The sequence below is a fragment of the Stutzerimonas kunmingensis genome, assembly GCF_021432085.1.
Taxonomy (GTDB): domain Bacteria; phylum Pseudomonadota; class Gammaproteobacteria; order Pseudomonadales; family Pseudomonadaceae; genus Stutzerimonas.
This window is the reverse complement of the sequence record NZ_CP090366.1, coordinates 1,639,815-1,655,999: the sequence shown is the minus strand read 5'-3', so window position 1 is coordinate 1,655,999 and position 16,185 is coordinate 1,639,815. Positions and strand designations below refer to the sequence as shown.

Annotated in this window: 15 protein-coding genes and 4 tRNA genes; 7 read left to right on the top strand and 12 right to left on the bottom strand. The window is 59.2% G+C overall.

Features of this window, described 5'->3' with window-relative positions; genetic code table 11:
* Positions 1 to 9 precede the first annotated feature (9 nt).
* The 3 genes from LW136_RS07870 to LW136_RS07860 are packed head-to-tail and all read left to right on the top strand — an operon-like array spanning position 10 to position 2,686.
* Entirely contained in the window at positions 10 to 195 is a 186-nt protein-coding gene (locus tag LW136_RS07870; RefSeq protein ID WP_234174902.1) for a hypothetical protein, read from the top strand.
* A complete protein-coding gene (locus LW136_RS07865; RefSeq protein ID WP_234174901.1) occupies positions 188 to 2,377 on the top strand; it encodes a phage tail tape measure protein in 2,190 nt (729 codons plus the stop codon). Before LW136_RS07870 ends, LW136_RS07865 begins: the two co-directional genes overlap by 8 nt.
* Positions 2,378 to 2,392: 15 nt before the next feature.
* Positions 2,393 to 2,686, top strand: a complete 294-nt coding sequence (locus tag LW136_RS07860) for a hypothetical protein (RefSeq protein ID WP_234174900.1) — start codon at positions 2,393 to 2,395, stop codon at positions 2,684 to 2,686.
* 199 nt (positions 2,687 to 2,885) lie between these two features.
* Here LW136_RS07860 and LW136_RS07855 read toward each other — a convergent pair.
* Positions 2,886 to 2,962: transfer RNA gene (locus tag LW136_RS07855), tRNA-Arg, on the bottom strand.
* A gap of 269 nt (positions 2,963 to 3,231) precedes the next feature.
* Here LW136_RS07855 and LW136_RS07850 point away from each other — a divergent pair.
* From LW136_RS07850 to LW136_RS07840, 3 genes are all read left to right on the top strand, one after another.
* A complete protein-coding gene (locus LW136_RS07850; protein ID WP_014819750.1) occupies positions 3,232 to 3,444 on the top strand; it encodes a hypothetical protein in 213 nt (70 codons plus the stop codon).
* Positions 3,445 to 3,487: 43 nt separating this feature from the next.
* The gene (locus tag LW136_RS07845) at positions 3,488 to 3,673 is read left to right on the top strand and encodes a PA3371 family protein (protein WP_014819749.1); all 186 of its coding nucleotides are present in this window, start codon (positions 3,488 to 3,490) and stop codon (positions 3,671 to 3,673) included.
* Between the two features lie 214 nt (positions 3,674 to 3,887).
* A complete protein-coding gene (locus LW136_RS07840; protein WP_003301308.1) occupies positions 3,888 to 4,211 on the top strand; it encodes an Arc family DNA-binding protein in 324 nt (107 codons plus the stop codon).
* A gap of 276 nt (positions 4,212 to 4,487) precedes the next feature.
* On the opposite strand, the gene LW136_RS07835 is transcribed toward LW136_RS07840, so the two are convergent.
* From LW136_RS07835 to mgtE, 4 genes are all read right to left on the bottom strand, one after another.
* On the bottom strand, positions 4,488 to 5,624 hold the full coding sequence (locus LW136_RS07835) for a sodium ion-translocating decarboxylase subunit beta (protein WP_014819748.1): 1,137 nt from the start codon (positions 5,622 to 5,624) through the stop codon (positions 4,488 to 4,490).
* A gap of 10 nt (positions 5,625 to 5,634) precedes the next feature.
* On the bottom strand, positions 5,635 to 7,419 hold the full coding sequence (gene oadA / locus LW136_RS07830; RefSeq protein ID WP_041013466.1) for a sodium-extruding oxaloacetate decarboxylase subunit alpha: 1,785 nt from the start codon (positions 7,417 to 7,419) through the stop codon (positions 5,635 to 5,637).
* Positions 7,420 to 7,441: 22 nt separating this feature from the next.
* Positions 7,442 to 7,684 carry an OadG family protein gene (locus LW136_RS07825; protein WP_234174899.1) on the bottom strand — a complete coding sequence of 81 codons (243 nt, stop codon included), beginning with the start codon at positions 7,682 to 7,684 and terminating at the stop codon, positions 7,442 to 7,444.
* Between the two features lie 140 nt (positions 7,685 to 7,824).
* Entirely contained in the window at positions 7,825 to 9,258 is a 1,434-nt protein-coding gene (gene mgtE, locus LW136_RS07820; protein ID WP_014819745.1) for a magnesium transporter, read from the bottom strand.
* A 334-nt stretch (positions 9,259 to 9,592) separates the two neighbouring features.
* Between mgtE and LW136_RS07815 the strand changes: the two genes are divergently transcribed.
* Positions 9,593 to 10,075: a DUF4124 domain-containing protein gene (locus LW136_RS07815; protein ID WP_102833311.1), complete on the top strand. Its 483-nt coding sequence runs from the start codon at positions 9,593 to 9,595 to the stop codon at positions 10,073 to 10,075.
* Positions 10,076 to 10,124: 49 nt separating this feature from the next.
* Here the strand turns inward: LW136_RS07815 and LW136_RS07810 are convergent.
* The 7 genes from LW136_RS07810 to ltaE all read right to left on the bottom strand — a co-directional run bounded on the left by LW136_RS07810 (position 10,125) and on the right by ltaE (position 16,149).
* Positions 10,125 to 10,201, bottom strand: a tRNA-Arg gene (locus LW136_RS07810).
* Positions 10,202 to 10,272: 71 nt separating this feature from the next.
* A tRNA-Arg gene (locus LW136_RS07805) sits at positions 10,273 to 10,349 on the bottom strand.
* Between the two features lie 111 nt (positions 10,350 to 10,460).
* Positions 10,461 to 10,551 (bottom strand) — tRNA-Ser (locus tag LW136_RS07800).
* Between the two features lie 62 nt (positions 10,552 to 10,613).
* Positions 10,614 to 10,799, bottom strand: a complete 186-nt coding sequence (gene csrA, locus LW136_RS07795; protein WP_003283978.1) for a carbon storage regulator CsrA — start codon at positions 10,797 to 10,799, stop codon at positions 10,614 to 10,616.
* Between the two features lie 179 nt (positions 10,800 to 10,978).
* The gene (locus LW136_RS07790; RefSeq protein WP_003301319.1) at positions 10,979 to 12,217 is read right to left on the bottom strand and encodes an aspartate kinase; all 1,239 of its coding nucleotides are present in this window, start codon (positions 12,215 to 12,217) and stop codon (positions 10,979 to 10,981) included.
* A 120-nt stretch (positions 12,218 to 12,337) separates the two neighbouring features.
* The gene (gene alaS / locus LW136_RS07785) at positions 12,338 to 14,962 is read right to left on the bottom strand and encodes an alanine--tRNA ligase (protein WP_234174898.1); all 2,625 of its coding nucleotides are present in this window, start codon (positions 14,960 to 14,962) and stop codon (positions 12,338 to 12,340) included.
* Between the two features lie 170 nt (positions 14,963 to 15,132).
* Positions 15,133 to 16,149 (bottom strand): low-specificity L-threonine aldolase, encoded by a 1,017-nt coding sequence (ltaE, locus tag LW136_RS07780; RefSeq protein WP_234174897.1) that lies wholly within the window; start codon positions 16,147 to 16,149, stop codon positions 15,133 to 15,135.
* Between the last annotated feature and the right edge of the window lie 36 nt (positions 16,150 to 16,185).

Below are 16,185 nucleotides of genomic sequence, written 5' to 3'. Positions count from 1 at the left end.
CCAAAACACATGCACGACGCCCCGTTGTGCGCGCGTCAGGCGCCCGCACGCGCGAGGCTGACGAAAGCACAGAAAGCCGAAATTAACCGCAAGGCACACGCCGCAGCCCTGGAGTTCGAGCAACAGGAACGCCAGCGTCTCACCGACGAGGCGTTGACCGCCCTCGACAACCATTCTGGTGAACCAAATGAGTAAATCGTTAGGAACCCTGACGCTCGATCTCGTAGCCCGAACCGGCTCGTTTGTCAGCGGTATGGATAAGGCCGAGCGCAGCTCTGAGAAGTGGCGCAAGGAAGTAGAGAAGAACGCCAAGGCTGTCGGCGCAGCTTTCGGCGCTGGATCTGCAGCGGCGATCGCAAGCCTCACCGCCATCACCGTATCGACGGTGAACGCAGCGGCTGAGATCAGCAAGCTATCGACCATCGCTGGCTCGTCGTCCACTGAGTTCCAGAAGTTCGCAGCCGGCGCTCAGCTCGTCGGCATCGAGCAGGACAAGCTCGCCGATATTCTGAAGGACGTGACCGAGAAAGCCGGCGAGTTCGCGGCAACTGGCGGCGGCGGCATGAAGGACTTTTTCGAGCAGATCGCCCCGCAAGTCGGCGTCACGGCTGACCAGTTCGCCGCCCTATCAGGCCCACAAGCACTCGGCCTGTACGTCGACACGCTGGAGAAGGCAGGCGTAAGTCAGCAGCAGATGACGTTCTATATGGAAAGTCTGGCATCTGATGCCACTGCGCTGATTCCGCTACTGAAGGACAACGGCGCAGCCATGAAGGGTTTCGCCGATGAGGCCGAGCGCGCCGGCGCCATCTTGAGTGAACAGACCATCGCGGAAGCCAACAAGCTCCGGGCGGCGATGTACCTGATGGACCAGGCAACGACAGGTCTGAAAAACCAGATAGGCAGCGCGCTGATACCCGTCCTGGGCGACTTCGCAGACGGGCTTTCCGGCGTCACCGTGGATGGCAGCCTTGCCGCTACCGTTTCGGAAGATCTGGCCGGATCGCTTCGAGCGGTTGGCAAGGCAGCAGTCGGCGCAGTGGCAGCAATCCACATTGCCGGCAGCGCACTGAAGGACCTCTACGACCTGAACGAGGCGTCCAAGGGTGGCGGTTCCTGGTGGGAGACTTACCTGCCACCGGTACGGATCTACCGCGCCTTCGAGAGTATGGACGAGATCAAGGAGACCTTTAGCGATAGCGTCTCTGGTCTCGACCAGCTTGCGCAGGGTTACGGCGAGTTCCTGAATAAGCTCGACGGTCAGGGCAACGGCGGTGGCGGATCAACCCGCCTGGAAACACTCACCGAGCTATTTAACGAGCTGCAAACCACTATGGCCCCCGGCGCTCTGCCGGCTGCTATCACGAGCACAACCAAGGCCATCGAGAGCCAGGACGAAGCGGTCAAGGAGCAGAACAAGGCGCTTGAGGCCTACCAGCGCCTGATAGCTGACCTGCGAACAGACGAGGAACAGCTAACCGACCAGATGCGCGAGCGCCTGGCTGTGCTCGACGCGATGCAGGGCATCGAGCCTGATGAGCGCATGAAGGTTGCCGGCCGGATCGCCGGAGCCGCAACAACTGACGCGCCAGAGTTCGGCGGGCTAGATGCTGCTGTGGGCGGCCCGTTTGGCGAACTGCTGAAGATCGACGAAGCTGAGGAGAAGCTGCAGGAGTGGTACGACACGCAGCTTGAAATGCTCGAGCAGTTCCGCCAGGACCGCGCCGACCTCGCCGCGGTGTGGGATGAGGAAGAGCTAGCACTGAAGCAGCAGCACGAAGACGAGCTTGCACGAATCGAACAGGCCCGCCAGATGGCGCAGCTGGCATCGGCAGAAAGCATCTTCGGAGACCTCGCAGGGCTGACAAAGACCTTTGCCGGCGAGCAGTCAGGGCTCTACAAGGCTATGTTTGCGGTCCAGAAGGCCGCGGCGATCGCGCAGTCAGCGGTAGCCATTCAGCAAGGTATCGCAATGGCCGCAGCCAACCCCTGGCCTGCAAACTTGGCGGCAATGGCCTCTGTAGCCGCAGCGACAGCCAGTATCGTTAGCAACATCGGCGCGATTGGTATGGCGCACGATGGCATCGATTCCATTCCGCAGACAGGAACCTGGCTGCTGGAAAAAGGCGAGCGCGTCACCACGGCAGAAACCAGCGCAAAGCTCGACAAGACCCTGAGCGATATCCAAGGCGGGAACACTGGCGGCGGGACCACCGTTAACGTGATCGAGGACGCCAGCAAGCGCGGCACAACAGAACGGCGCACCGGTGCAGACGGACGTGAAGAGGTGAACGTATTCGTGTCGGATATCTTCGGCGATGGCCCGCGAGCCAGAGCAATCGCGCAGAAGTTCGGCCTAAGCCCAGCCGGTAGATAACCAATGGAGGTTGAGATGATTGATTACGATGTGGCTGAACTGGAAGAAAAGCTGATTCGAGTAGCTACCGAAGTGTGCGGGTATAGGACGATCACTGCGGAAACGCCGATGCACGAGATCAGGGCAATGGCAGAGCAAGCCGGCATGATGTTCGGCCGCAGCTTTGCCGCCGCCCTACATTCCGGGCCAATCACTGCTGAGCTTGCGATGGAGATCCGGGCGAGTGAGCAACGTGGCAAGGAGCGATTCGTTGAATCTGCCAACCAGCTATTCGGCGTTGGCGGTGAATTGCGTGAACTCCTGACATAGCGAATCGGGAGGGGGTATGCAAAAAGCCCGAGAACCGTTAATGCAGGAAACCGCGACCTCACCCACGCGCGGATTTTCTTCCGGTTAACGGACCTGTTAACAAGGTTAACGCCCGCATAAGGCTGGGCATTTGCACCCACATTGCACCCATGGAGGGGAGCAGGTGCAGACTCTAAATCGCTGGAGGCCCCATGGGATATGGCGTCCCAGGCGAGGTTCGAACTCACAACCTTCCCCTTAGGAGGGGGATGCTCTATCCAATTGAGCTACTGGGACATCACGCGGCGGGCATGGTAACGAGCCAAGCATGATTTGTCATGCGCATCGTAGACCTGATGCCATGCAGCCTCCTACAGCCGAATACGCCTCTCACACTCAGCAATGCAAATTGCATGACCACTATCAGTCATCCGTGCAAAGCGCAAGCAACACTCGCTCCAACACAAAGCCAACTTATTGATTTATAACAGTTTTTATCCAGATAAACTTTGGCACAGCTACTGCAATAGCTAGGCAAAGTTAACGTGACGCGAAGGATAACGCTCATGATCAAGTCGGCTTTTCTTCTTACTACAGGCTTTACATTTGCCGCCCTGACAGCCTCGCAGCTGCCATCCGCCGAACCGCAGCAACAGCGATACGAGCCCTCTTCCCAGTTCTCCATTCAGCGCACAAGCAATTTGGAACGCGCACAGATCACCACCCTCAACTCAGGCGAGGCGAGCGTGCTCACTCAACCGCAACGCTGGGTGTTCTAAGGGATTCAGTTGAGCGCGGATGGTTCCGCAAAAGGAGTTACTCATGTCCAGATTTGCATTGACTTGCTTGCTTCTCACCGCAGCGTGCGGCTACGGTGCCTTCCTGGCCCCCCAAAGCCTGGCGACCTTGGATACCTTGTGCAAGGCAGGACTTGGCATATTCGGAAGCTTATCCCTGATCGCACTCATGATCGGACGCAGGATCAAGTTCGATCCAGTGCTGCGCTAAGACCCCACAGTCGGACGATAATTAGACTGGTTCACAGTAAAGGCATTTTGATAGCACGAGCACTTTACTAATCAGAATATCGACGTACAATTGGCGTCATGAAGCCGTCTCCTAATTTTTAACCTGGCTGACGGAACAGCGAGTACTGGTGGTTGTCAGACCGGTGACTACCCCGGCAATACGCCAGCACGCCCACCTGACTAACCGGTTAATTATGCGCCCTATGAAACAGGCAGTTTATTCCAGCCGTACGGCTGACAAATTCGTTGTTCGGCTTCCCGACGGCATGCGTGAACGCATCGCCGAGGTAGCGCGGAATCATCACCGCAGCATGAACTCAGAAATCATCGCCAGATTGGAGCAGAGCCTGCTGCAGGAAGGCGCACTGGATGAAGATCTGAGCATGCGTCTCGACAGCCCAGAGCTGTCTCTTCACGAGCGAGAGCTTCTGCAGCGCTTTCGCCAGCTCGCTCATCGCCAGCAGAACGCGCTCATTGCATTGATCGCCCAGGACACCGAGCTCGCCAAAGAAGATTGACAGCGGACCAGCCACCAGCTGGAGCCAGGTGACTGGCTCCAGCTGACGCTGTCTCTGATTACCCCCTGCTTCCGGCTGCCACTCTCAGGCGGTCAACAAGTCAGCCAGCCGCATCAGTTCCCCCCTTCATCATCGTCCTAGCCAATCAAGACAGGCACGAATGTGCTTCGGACACACGGGTTGCGCCGAATCTATGGTCGACCCGAGATCCGCGCTCGATAAGAAGTTAGAACTTGGATGCAGCAAGGCGCCCCCGTTGCAGAGGCGCCTATACAACTAGCCTACAAAGTTGAGCAGCACCCCGGCCGCAACCGCAGAGCCGATGACACCTGCCACGTTGGGCCCCATGGCATGCATCAGCAGGAAGTTCTGAGGATTGGCCTCCAGCCCCACCTTGTTCGATACACGTGCAGCCATCGGCACAGCAGAGACTCCTGCGGAACCGATCAACGGATTGATCTTGTTCTCACTGAAACGGTTCATCACTTTGGCCATGAAAATACCCGCTGCGGTACCACCGCAAAAGGCAACCATACCCAGCACGAGAATCCCCAAGGTTTTCATCTGCAGGAAGGCCTCGGCCGATAGCTTCGAACCGACTGTCAGACCAAGAGCAATGGTAACGATGTTGATCAGGGCATTTCGTGAAGTATCCGCCAGGCGATCCACCACACCACATTCGCGCAACAGATTACCGAAGGCGAACATACCCACCAGCGGTGCGGCATCCGGCAGTAGCAAGCCGACCAGCAAACAGAGCACCAGCGGGAATACTATCTTCTCGACCTGCCCGACATGACGCAGTTGCGTCATGACGATTGCACGCTCCTCTTTTGTGGTCATCGCACGCATGATCGGCGGCTGAATCAGCGGCACGAGGGCCATGTAGGAATACGCGGCAACCGCAATCGGACCGAGCAACTCTGGGGCAAGCTTGGATGTCACGAAGATCGACGTTGGACCGTCTGCACCCCCAATGATAGCGATCGACGCTGCCTCGCGCAGCGTGAACTCCATACCCGGAATCCCGGCAGCGGTCAGAGCAAGAGCGCCTAGCAGGGTCGCAAAGATTCCGAACTGCGCCGCGGCACCAAGCAGCAGGGTCTTTGGGTTGGCAAGCATGGGGCCAAAGTCGGTCATCGCGCCAACGCCCATGAAGATCAACAGAGGAAAGACGCTGGTCGGTAACCCTACCTCATAAAACAGATGCAGAATTCCGGCACCCTCGCCCATGTTGGCAACCGGGATGTTTGCCAGGATGCCACCGAACCCTATAGGGATCAGCAACAAAGGTTCGAATCCCTTCCGGATCGCCAGATAGATCAGCCCCAGACAGACGAAGATCATCAGCGCCTGCCCTGGCTCCAGATGGTACAGGCCGGTTCCGTGCCACAGCTTGAGCAACTTTTCCATGGGACTCCCCTTAGCCGATGCTCAGCAGACTGTCACCGACCGAAACCGCGTCGCCCACCTTAACGCTGACGGAGGCGACGGTGCCGGCCTTGAACGCACGGATCTCGGTTTCCATTTTCATGGCTTCGAGAATCATCACCAGATCGCCCTCCTGGACCAACTGTCCGGGCTGCACCAGCACTTTGAATATGTTGCCCGCCAGCGGCGCCGCCTGGGTTTCACCACTGGCAGGCACGGCGGCAGAACCAGCCACCGCGCTGGTAGCGCCGCCACCAGCGCCGAGAGGCTTGATGCCCTCGATATCGCCGCCATCGCTCACTTGTACGACGAAAGATTTGCCGTTGACTTCAACGGTGTAGACCTCCGGCTTGCCCGCCTCTCGCGGTGGTAGATCGCCTCCGGTTGGCGCCGGCTCGAACGCGGATGGGTTTCCACGGTTCTCCAAAAACTTCAATCCGATCTGGGGGAATAGTGCATAGGTCAACACATCATCGATCGAATCCGTAGCGAGCTTGATGCCTTTCTCTTTTGCGATCCCTTTCAGTTCGGCAGTAAGTCGATCCATTTCCGGCTGCAGTAGGTCTGCGGGACGACAGGTGATCACCTCGGCCCCCTCCAGCACACGAGCCTGCAGCTCGGAATTGAAAGGCGCAGGGGCCGCACCGTATTCACCTTTGAGCACGCCTGCCGTCTCTTTGGTGATCGACTTGTAGCGCTCTCCCATCAGCACATTGATCACCGCCTGGGTACCGACGATTTGCGACGTGGGCGTCACCAGCGGGATGAAGCCGAGGTCTTCACGAACGCGAGGGATTTCAGCAAGCACGTCGTCGAACTTGTCCAGAGCGCCCTGCTCCTTCAGCTGACCTTCCATATTGGTCAACATGCCGCCGGGCACCTGAGCCACGAGGATTCGCGAGTCGACACCGCGCAGGGTGCCCTCGAATTTCGCGTACTTCTTGCGAACCTCACGGAAGTACGCCGCGATTTCCTCGAGCAGCTCCAGGTTCAAGCCGGTATCGCGCTCCGTGCCCTGGAAAATAGCCACCACCGATTCCGTCGGAGAATGTCCGTAGGTCATCGATAGCGACGAAATGGCTGTATCGACATTGTCGATACCCGCCTCTACTGCCTTGAGAATGGCGGCCGTCGACAGGCCGGCTGTAGCGTGGCACTGCATATGGATCGGAATCGCAAGGCTGGACTTCAAGCGCGACACCAGCTCGAACGCCATGTACGGCGTAAGGATGCCTGCCATATCCTTGATCGCCACCGAGTCGGCGCCCATATCCTCGATCTGCTTTGCCAGATCGACCCACATCTCCAGCGTATGCACCGGACTGGTGGTATAGGAAATGGTGCCTTGTGCATGCTTGCCCTGTTGTTTGACGGCACGCAGGGCAGTTTCGAGATTGCGCGGATCGTTCATAGCGTCGAATACGCGAAAGACATCGACGCCATTTACAGCGGCGCGCTCGACGAATTTTTCCACGACATCATCGGCGTAGTGCCGATAGCCCAGCAGGTTCTGGCCTCGCAGCAGCATCTGCTGGCGCGTGTTGGGCATGGCCTTCTTGAGTTCGCGAATGCGCTCCCAAGGGTCTTCTCCCAAGTAGCGGATACAGGCATCGAAGGTCGCGCCGCCCCAACTTTCCACCGACCAGAAACCAACCTGATCGAGCTTGGCAGCGATCGGCAACATGTCTTCCAAGCGAACACGGGTGGCTAGAATGGATTGGTGCGCATCACGCAGCACCACATCGGTTATGCCGAGCGGCTGTTTAGCAATGGTCATGGAAGGAACTCCCTTTCCAGAGTCAACCGCGTCGCGCGCGGTGTTGATGAATCGCGGCCTGGATGGCTGCAAGAATATCCGCATCTGTTTCAGCGCTCGTAACCTGAGCGGCCGCTACTCGAGGCGCCGGCTCAGTGACGAAGCGGCCGGCGAGGTAGGACATCAAGCGAATGCAGAGGATCAACAGAACGAGAAAGGCGAAGACGAAACCGATGCCGAACAGCATGAGTTCGACGCCTTCGAGCAGGAGTTGGCTGGGGGTCATCGGGAGTTCCCTTGTCAGCAGCTCAAGCTGCTTGTTATTCGCTGCGTGGGTTCGGACACGTTTCGCGACACACGAAACGGCCGAACCTTAGCCCGAAACAGCGAAATAAGGCAAACCCCAATAAAGCGCGAAAAGTACCGCTACAGCAGAAAAATGGTCGCCAATCCAAGGAAAATGAAGAACCCGCCGCTGTCTGTCATGGCAGTGATCATGACGCTTGCCCCCATTGCCGGATCGCGCCCCAGGCGCGCCAGCGTCATAGGAATCAGCACCCCCATAAGCGCAGCGAGCAGCAGGTTCAGTGTCATAGCCGCCGTCATGACTACCCCCAGAGACCAGCTGCCATACAGCCACCAGGCCACCGCACCGATCACACCACCCCAGACCAGCCCGTTGACCAGGCCAACCCCGACCTCCTTGCGCAACAGTCGGGTCGTATTACCGGTACCCACCTGATCCAACGCCATTGCGCGCACGATCATGGTGATTGTCTGATTACCCGAATTTCCGCCAATGCCTGCGACAATTGGCATCAGGGCCGCGAGGGCCACCAGCTTCTCGATCGAGCCATCGAACAGGCCGATTACCCGGGAGGCGATAAATGCAGTGACCAGGTTGACCGCGAGCCAGGCCCAACGGTTACGGACGGATTTCCAGACGGAGGCGAAGATGTCTTCCTCCTCGCGCAGACCGGCCATGTTGAGAACTTCGCTTTCACTCTCCTCACGGATCAGGTCAACCATCTCATCGATGGTCAGACGCCCGATCAGCTTGCCACCCTTGTCGACGACCGGCGTCGATACCAAGTCATAACGTTCGAAGGCCTGCGCCGCGTCATAGGCGTCTTCATCCGGGTGAAAGGTGACGGGATCGCTGGCCATCACCTCCGCGACCTGCTTGTCCGGATCGTTAACCAGTAAACGCTTGATCGGGAGCACGCCCTTGAGCACGCCGTCGTAGTCGACCACGAACAGCTTGTCGGTGTGGCCCGGCAACTCCTTGAGGCGGCGCAGATAACGCAACACCACTTCGAGACTGACATCCTCACGGATGGTCACCATCTCGAAGTCCATCAGCGCCCCGACCTGATCCTCTTCGTAGGACAGCGCTGATCGCACGCGCTCGCGCTGTTGCGCATCGAGGCTTTCCATCAACTCATGAACGACGTCGCGCGGCAACTCCGGCGCCAGGTCTGCCAGCTCGTCGGCGTCCATTTCCTTCGCCGCGGCAAGCAGTTCGTGATCGTCCATATCGGCGATCAGCGTTTCCCGAACTGCGTCGGACACCTCAAGCAGGATATCGCCGTCTCGCTCGGCCTTGACCAGTTGCCAGACGGTCAGTCGCTCTTCGAGCGGCAGCGCTTCGAGAATGTGAGCGACGTCAGCAGGATGCAATTCGTCGAGCTTGCGTTGCAGCTCGGCGAGAATCTGACTCTCGTCGTAGATCTCACCCTGCTCGCCGTCCTGCCGGTACTCCCCGTCCTCACCGAGGCGACGGCGCTGCAGCAGATCGACCACCTGCGCCAGGCGATCCTGCAGGGTCTCTTGGGGCTTTTTTGCTTCTACTTCTGTCATGGCGCACTCCACCCTGGCCGGGAGCACGCCAGGGAAAATCAATCAATCAGTACGTGATTGGCAAATTGGAAACGTGAACGACTACTGGGTAAGTCCATAAAGAAAGGTTGTTCCACAAACCCTGAGGGGCAGATGCGGGCATCATAACATCGCAATCAGCGGCCCGACGCGCTCAAACACGGCCATCACAAGGGCTGCGTCAAAGATGCAGAAGCGCTTGCGACGGAGAAGCCGACATTCTGTCGACGCCTTCACGCTGCGAAGAGACACGAATGTACGAGCAGCTTTTATTGAGTAGCCTGAATGGACAGTTGTTCAGTCATGGAGGACGAGAATGAGAGCACTGTCCATAGGCGTGAGCCTGCTATTGCTATCCACCCCCGCATTTTCAGCAAGCGTATTTCGCTGCATCGACCAATCCGGGCATGTCACCTTCAGCCAGCAAGGTTGCCCGGAAAACCAAAGACAGCAACGGCAGCGCGCAACCAATCCAACACCCAGCTCAGGGAAAGCCGTGCCAATGGCGACCCTCAAGACCAGGAAAAGCCCTGCCGGAAGTGAAGGCGAAAGCCTGGCGATAGTCGCCGAACGAGATGACGGTTGCGGCAACAGAGTAACCGGCAGCGAACGGCGCAGCGCGATCATCAACAAACAGATCCGCACCGGCATGACTCGCAGTGACGTCGAAAGCGCATTCGGACGACCGGAGAGCATCACAAGCAGCAACGGGCGAGAACGCCTGCGCTTTCGCAGCAGCAGCGGCCAGGTACGCACCGTCAGCTTCGACGAGTTCGGCTGCGTTCTTGGTAGACGCTAACGCTCGAAAACGAAAAAGGGCCTGCATCGCTGCAGGCCCTTCTCTTGGTTGGCGCACTCAGGAGGATTCGAACCTCCGACCGCTCGGTTCGTAGCCGAGTACTCTATCCAGCTGAGCTATGAGTGCGTAAGTGCTTGTTAGACCAGATCACCGCTGGTGGCTTGAGTGATCCGCATTTCTGCCGATCATTCGAAGTGTGGCGCACTCAGGAGGATTCGAACCTCCGACCGCTCGGTTCGTAGCCGAGTACTCTATCCAGCTGAGCTATGAGTGCGCTGAGCGTGCGCATTATAGGGAGTAAACATTGACGGTCAAGCACTTTGCCGTGGCGCTTTCTTGCGTGAAAGCAGGCTGCCGCGAGAACCTTGAACCCTAAAATGCAAAATGGCGGAGAAGGGGGGATTCGAACCCCCGACACCCTTTTGAGGTGTACTCCCTTAGCAGGGGAGCGCCTTCGGCCACTCGGCCACCTCTCCGCAACACGGGGCGCATAATACCCATCTTTGCCCCGTTTGCAAAGCCGAAAATTACAGAAAAATTAGTGGCTTGGTTCCTGATCCTTCTCTTTCTGGATCCGTTGGTAAATCTCCTCGCGATGCACCGCCACCTCCTTGGGCGCATTGACGCCGATACGTACTTGGTTTCCTTTCACACCCAACACGGTGACAGTCACATCGTCACCCACCATCAGGGTTTCTCCAACCCGGCGAGTCAGAATCAGCATTCCTTTCTCCTTAAACGGATTCAGTTCAGTAAACAGTCTGCAAAGATAAATACGGAAAATGTCCGTAAAACATGAAGCTAGAGCCTTTCAACAGGTATTGACCCGCGCGCAGGAGCCTAAAGTTCCTTTTCGCATGACCCAATACGACAGAAGGCGCGGACTAGCGCGCCTTCTGCGAATCATTCCGCAGTATTGCCGGCGGGCGCATCAAGTTCGAACGCAGTATGCAAAGCACGCACGGCAAGCTCGAGGTACTTCTCCTCGATCACTACCGACACTTTGATTTCCGACGTCGAAATCATCTGGATGTTGATATTTTCCTTGGCCAGGGCCTCGAACATGCGGCTGGCTACGCCGGCATGCGAACGCATGCCTACGCCGACGATGGACACCTTGGCGATATCCGTATCGCCGATGACCTCACGAGCGCCCATCTCGGATGCAATGCCCTGCAATACCTGCAACGCATTGTTGTAGTCGTTGCGATGCACAGTGAACGTGAAGTCGGTGGTGTTATCGTGCGCGACGTTCTGCACGATCATATCCACTTCAACGTTCGCGGCGCTGATCGGCCCGAGGATCTTGAACGCCACGCCGGGCGTATCCGGGACCCCACGGATGGTCAGCTTGGCCTCGTCGCGGTTGAAGGCGATGCCGGAAATGATGGGCTGTTCCATGGATTCCTCTTCATCAAGGGTAATGAGGGTACCCGGACCCTCCTGAAAACTGTGCAGTACGCGCAGCGGGACGCTGTACTTACCGGCGAACTCAACCGCCCGAATCTGTAGCACCTTGGAGCCGAGGCTGGCCATTTCCAGCATCTCCTCGAAGGTGATCTTGTCCAGTCGCTGAGCCTTGGCCACGACCCGAGGATCGGTGGTATAGACGCCATCCACATCGGTATAGATCTGGCATTCGTCGGCCTTCAGCGCAGCGGCCAGCGCCACGCCTGTGGTATCCGAGCCGCCACGACCCAAGGTAGTGATATTGCCCTTCTCGTCCACGCCCTGGAAGCCAGCCACCACAACAACGCGCCCAGCCTTGATGTCGCGCTGGATCCGCTGGCCATCGATCTGCAGGATGCGCGCCTTGGTATGGGCGCTGTCGGTGAGGATACGAACCTGATTGCCAGTGTAGGACACCGCCGGTACGCCGCGCTTGATAAGCGCCATCGCCAACAGGGCAATGGTCACCTGCTCACCGGTGGAAACCATCACATCCAACTCTCGGGCGACCGGCTGATCACTGATCTGCTTGGCGAGATCGATCAGGCGGTTGGTTTCGCCACTCATTGCCGAGACGACCACGACGATATCGTCTCCACCGTCGCGGAACTTCTTGACCTTCTCGGCCACCTGCTCGATCCGCTCGACAGTGCCGACCGAGGTGCCTCCAAACTTCTGTACGATCAAAGCCATTGTTAGCCGCCTAGAGCCCCTGAGGGGCGATCATTAATCAAACAACCCCGAAACCTGCCAAGCACCGACTCAACCAGACCCGCTCGACGGGCGCCGGCGGGACGCAGCACGGTAACTGAATCAAAGCCCCTGCTCGGTAAATGGCACCGCAAGTGCCAGCGCATCATCCAGCTTGGCCGGCTCGCTGCCGCCGCCTTGCGCCATATCCGGACGACCGCCCCCCTTGCCGCCAACCGCTGCCGCGGCCTGCTTCATCAGGTCGCCGGCTTTCAAACGACCAGTCAGGTCCTGGGTTACGCCCGCGACCAGCACCACTTTATCGTCCTGAACACCACCCAGGAGGATGACGGCGCTGCCCAACTTGTTCTTCAGCTGGTCGACCAGCGCCAGCAACGCCTTGCCGTCCAGCCCGTCCTGGCGCGCAGCAAGCACGCGCACGCCCTTCACGTCCAAGGCGGAGGTCGCCAGGTCGTTGCCTGCTGCGCTGGCCGCCTTCGCCTTGAGCTGCTCGAGTTCCTTCTCCAGCTGACGGTTGCGCTCAAGAATCCCACCGAGCTTGTCGAGCAGATTGTCACGGCTGCCCTTGACCAGGTTCGCCGCCTCTTTCAGCTGTTCCTCGGCTGCATTGAGGTAGGCCAATGCAGGTGCGCCAGTGACCGCCTCGATCCGCCGAACACCAGCCGCCACGCCGCCTTCGCTGGTGATCTTGAACAGCCCGATGTCGCCAGTGCGGTTTACGTGAGTACCGCCGCACAACTCGACCGAGAAGCCACCGCCCATGGTCAGCACCCGCACGGAGTCACCGTACTTTTCACCGAACAACGCCATCGCGCCCTTGGCCTTGGCGGTATCGATATCGGTTTCCTCGATCTCCACCGCGGAGTTGCGGCGAATCTCGGCGTTGACCCGATCCTCCAGGGCGCGCAGCTGCTCTGGCTTGATCGCCTCGAAGTGGCTGAAGTCGAAGCGCAGGCGCTGGCTGTCAACCAGCGAGCCCTTCTGGCTGACGTGCTCGCCAAGAATCTCGCGCAGCGCGGCATGCAGCAGGTGGGTTGCCGAATGGTTGAGCGCAGTGGCCTGGCGCACGGACGCATCGACAGTCGCCTCGACATCCGCACCTACGTGCAGCGTGCCGCTGTCGACGATGCCGTGATGCAGGAAGGCGCTGCCGGCTTTGCTGGTATCGCGAACATCGAAACGCAAGCCCTGAGCTTCGAGATAACCACAGTCACCAATCTGGCCGCCGGACTCCGCATAGAACGGCGTCTGATCGAGCACCACGACGCCTTCCTCGCCAGCGCTCAGGCTGTCGACCACCATGCCTTCCTTGAACAGCGCAAGCACCTTACCGGCACCGGATGTGCCCTGGTAACCGAGGAAGCGCGTTTCGCCTTCCACTTTTACCAAGCTGTTGTAGTCCATGCCGAAGGCACTGGCCGAACGCGCACGCTCACGCTGCGCCTGCATTTCACGTTCGAAACCGTCTTCGTCGAGGGTCAGATTGCGCTCGCGGGCGATGTCGCCGGTCAGGTCGACCGGGAAGCCGTAGGTGTCGTACAGCTTGAACACCACATCGCCGGGTATGACGCTGCCGGTCAGGCCAGCCAGATCCTGCTCGAGGATTTTCAGGCCCTGCTCCAGGGTCTTGGCGAACTGTTCTTCCTCGTTCTTCAGCACACGCTCGATATGCGCCTGCTGCTGCTTGAGTTCAGGGAACGCATCGCCCATTTCCGCAACGAGTGCGGCGACGATACGGTGGAAGAAGCTGCCTTTGGCGCCCAGCTTGTTGCCGTGACGGCAGGCACGGCGAACGATGCGGCGCAGGACGTAACCGCGGCCTTCGTTGGACGGGGTCACGCCGTCGGCGATGAGGAAGCCGCAGGAGCGGATATGGTCGGCGACGACCTTCAGTGAAGCCTGACCTTCGTTGGCGCAGCCGATGGCATCCGCCGCTGCGTTGAGCAGGCTCTGGAACAGATCGATTTCATAGTTCGAGTTGACGTGCTGCAGGACCGCACTGATGCGCTCGAGGCCCATCCCGGTGTCGACACTCGGCGCCGGCAGCGGATGCATGACGCCATCGGCCGTGCGGTTGAACTGCATGAAGACGTTGTTCCATATCTCGATATAGCGATCGCCATCTTCCTCCGGCGAGCCGGGCGGGCCGCCCCAGATGTGCTCGCCGTGGTCGAAGAAAATCTCGGTGCAGGGACCGCATGGGCCGGTGTCGCCCATCGCCCAGAAGTTGTCCGACGCGTAAGGGGCGCCCTTGTTGTCACCGATTCGCACCATGCGCTCGGCTGGCACGCCGACTTCCTTGGTCCAGATGTCGTAGGCCTCATCGTCGCTGGCATAGACGGTGACCCAGAGCTTCTCCTTGGGCAGGTTCAGCCACTTCTCGGACGTGAGGAACTCCCAGGCGTAAGTGATGGCGTCGCGCTTGAAATAGTCGCCGAAGCTGAAGTTGCCGAGCATCTCGAAGAAGGTGTGGTGACGCGCGGTGTAGCCGACGTTCTCCAGGTCATTGTGCTTGCCGCCCGCCCGCACGCACTTCTGGCTGGTGGTGGCGCGGGTGTAGGCGCGCTTTTCCAGGCCGAGGAAGCAGTCCTTGAACTGGTTCATGCCGGCGTTGGTGAACAACAGGGTTGGGTCGTTCGCCGGAATCAGCGAACTTGAGGCCACGCGTGTGTGGCCCTTCTCTTCGAAGAAGCGGAGGAAGGCTTCACGGATTTCTGCGCTTTTCATAGATTTCTTCCAGAGGACTGCGGCCGAACGGCTGCAAAACGACACGGCGAGGCGAGACTACCGAAAACCGGTTCGCAACTACCCAACGGATAGCCGGCAAAGGGCCGCATTATATCGGGCCTGCGCGCCGGGTATAGGGGATAAAGGCGATTGAATCAAGCAATTCGACGTCAGCAACGGCCCATGTTTTCGGCAAATTCGGCGAATGCATTCACCACTACCGGAAGATGCTCGTCATGCAGGTCCATATGGGTAACCAGCCGCAGCCGAGTCGCAGGCGTCAGGCGAATGCCACGCTGCGCGCAGAAGGCCGTCAGCGCCGCTGCCTTTTCCCCCATCTCGACATAGACCATGTTGGTCTGCACCGGCTCCACAGCGAAGCCGAGGGCTGCCAACTCATCGCCGAGCTGTAGTGCACGACGATGATCATCGGCCAATCGCCCGATGTTGTGCTCCAGCGCGTACAAGCCAGCGGCGGCGAGAATGCCGGCCTGGCGCATGCCGCCGCCGACCATCTTGCGTAGACGCCGAGCCTTGGCGATGAACGCCTCGCTGCCGCACAGCACCGAGCCGACTGGCGCGCCGAGGCCCTTGGACAGGCAGACCGACACCGTATCGAAATGCCGGGTGATCTCGCACGCATCGCAGCCGAGCTTCACTGCAGCGTTGTACAGCCGCGCGCCATCAAGGTGCAGCGCCAGCCCGTGACGATGGCTGAAGTCGCGAGCCGCGGCCAAGTAGTCCAGCGGCAGAACCTTGCCATGCATGGTGTTTTCCAGCGCGAGCAGGCGACTGCGGGCAAAGTGAAAATTGTCTGGTTTGATCGCAGCCTCGACACGCGCCAGATCCAGCGTTCCGTCGGCTTCCATTTCGATCGGCTGGGGCTGGATCGAGCCGAGCACGGCCGCTCCGCCGCCCTCGTATTTGTAGGTATGGGCCTGCTGCCCGACGATGTATTCATCGCCACGCTCGCAGTGCGCCATCAGCGCCAGCAGATTGCTCATGGTGCCGGACGGCACGAACATCCCCGCAGAGAAGCCTAGGTCGGCTGCGAGGCGCCGTTCGAGCAGAATGACCGTTGGATCTTCGCCATAGACATCGTCACCGGTTTCGGCGGCAAGCATCGCTTCGCGCATTGCTGCGGTGGGCTGGGTAACGGTGTCGCTTCGTAGATCAATCACGGACATGAGATCTCCTCGGGCTCAGGACAAGGCCAACGACGC

Coding starts and splice junctions, on each gene's coding strand:
- LW136_RS07870 (WP_234174902.1), top strand. CDS start 10: ATGCACGACGCCCCGTTGTGCGCGCGTCAGGCGCCCGCACGCGCGAGG.
- LW136_RS07865 (WP_234174901.1), top strand. CDS start 188: ATGAGTAAATCGTTAGGAACCCTGACGCTCGATCTCGTAGCCCGAACC.
- LW136_RS07860 (WP_234174900.1), top strand. CDS start 2,393: ATGATTGATTACGATGTGGCTGAACTGGAAGAAAAGCTGATTCGAGTA.
- LW136_RS07850 (WP_014819750.1), top strand. CDS start 3,232: ATGATCAAGTCGGCTTTTCTTCTTACTACAGGCTTTACATTTGCCGCC.
- LW136_RS07845 (WP_014819749.1), top strand. CDS start 3,488: ATGTCCAGATTTGCATTGACTTGCTTGCTTCTCACCGCAGCGTGCGGC.
- LW136_RS07840 (WP_003301308.1), top strand. CDS start 3,888: ATGCGCCCTATGAAACAGGCAGTTTATTCCAGCCGTACGGCTGACAAA.
- LW136_RS07835 (WP_014819748.1), bottom strand. CDS start 5,624: ATGGAAAAGTTGCTCAAGCTGTGGCACGGAACCGGCCTGTACCATCTG.
- oadA (WP_041013466.1), bottom strand. CDS start 7,419: ATGACCATTGCTAAACAGCCGCTCGGCATAACCGATGTGGTGCTGCGT.
- LW136_RS07825 (WP_234174899.1), bottom strand. CDS start 7,684: ATGACCCCCAGCCAACTCCTGCTCGAAGGCGTCGAACTCATGCTGTTC.
- mgtE (WP_014819745.1), bottom strand. CDS start 9,258: ATGACAGAAGTAGAAGCAAAAAAGCCCCAAGAGACCCTGCAGGATCGC.
- LW136_RS07815 (WP_102833311.1), top strand. CDS start 9,593: ATGAGAGCACTGTCCATAGGCGTGAGCCTGCTATTGCTATCCACCCCC.
- csrA (WP_003283978.1), bottom strand. CDS start 10,799: ATGCTGATTCTGACTCGCCGGGTTGGAGAAACCCTGATGGTGGGTGAC.
- LW136_RS07790 (WP_003301319.1), bottom strand. CDS start 12,217: ATGGCTTTGATCGTACAGAAGTTTGGAGGCACCTCGGTCGGCACTGTC.
- alaS (WP_234174898.1), bottom strand. CDS start 14,962: ATGAAAAGCGCAGAAATCCGTGAAGCCTTCCTCCGCTTCTTCGAAGAG.
- ltaE (WP_234174897.1), bottom strand. CDS start 16,149: ATGTCCGTGATTGATCTACGAAGCGACACCGTTACCCAGCCCACCGCA.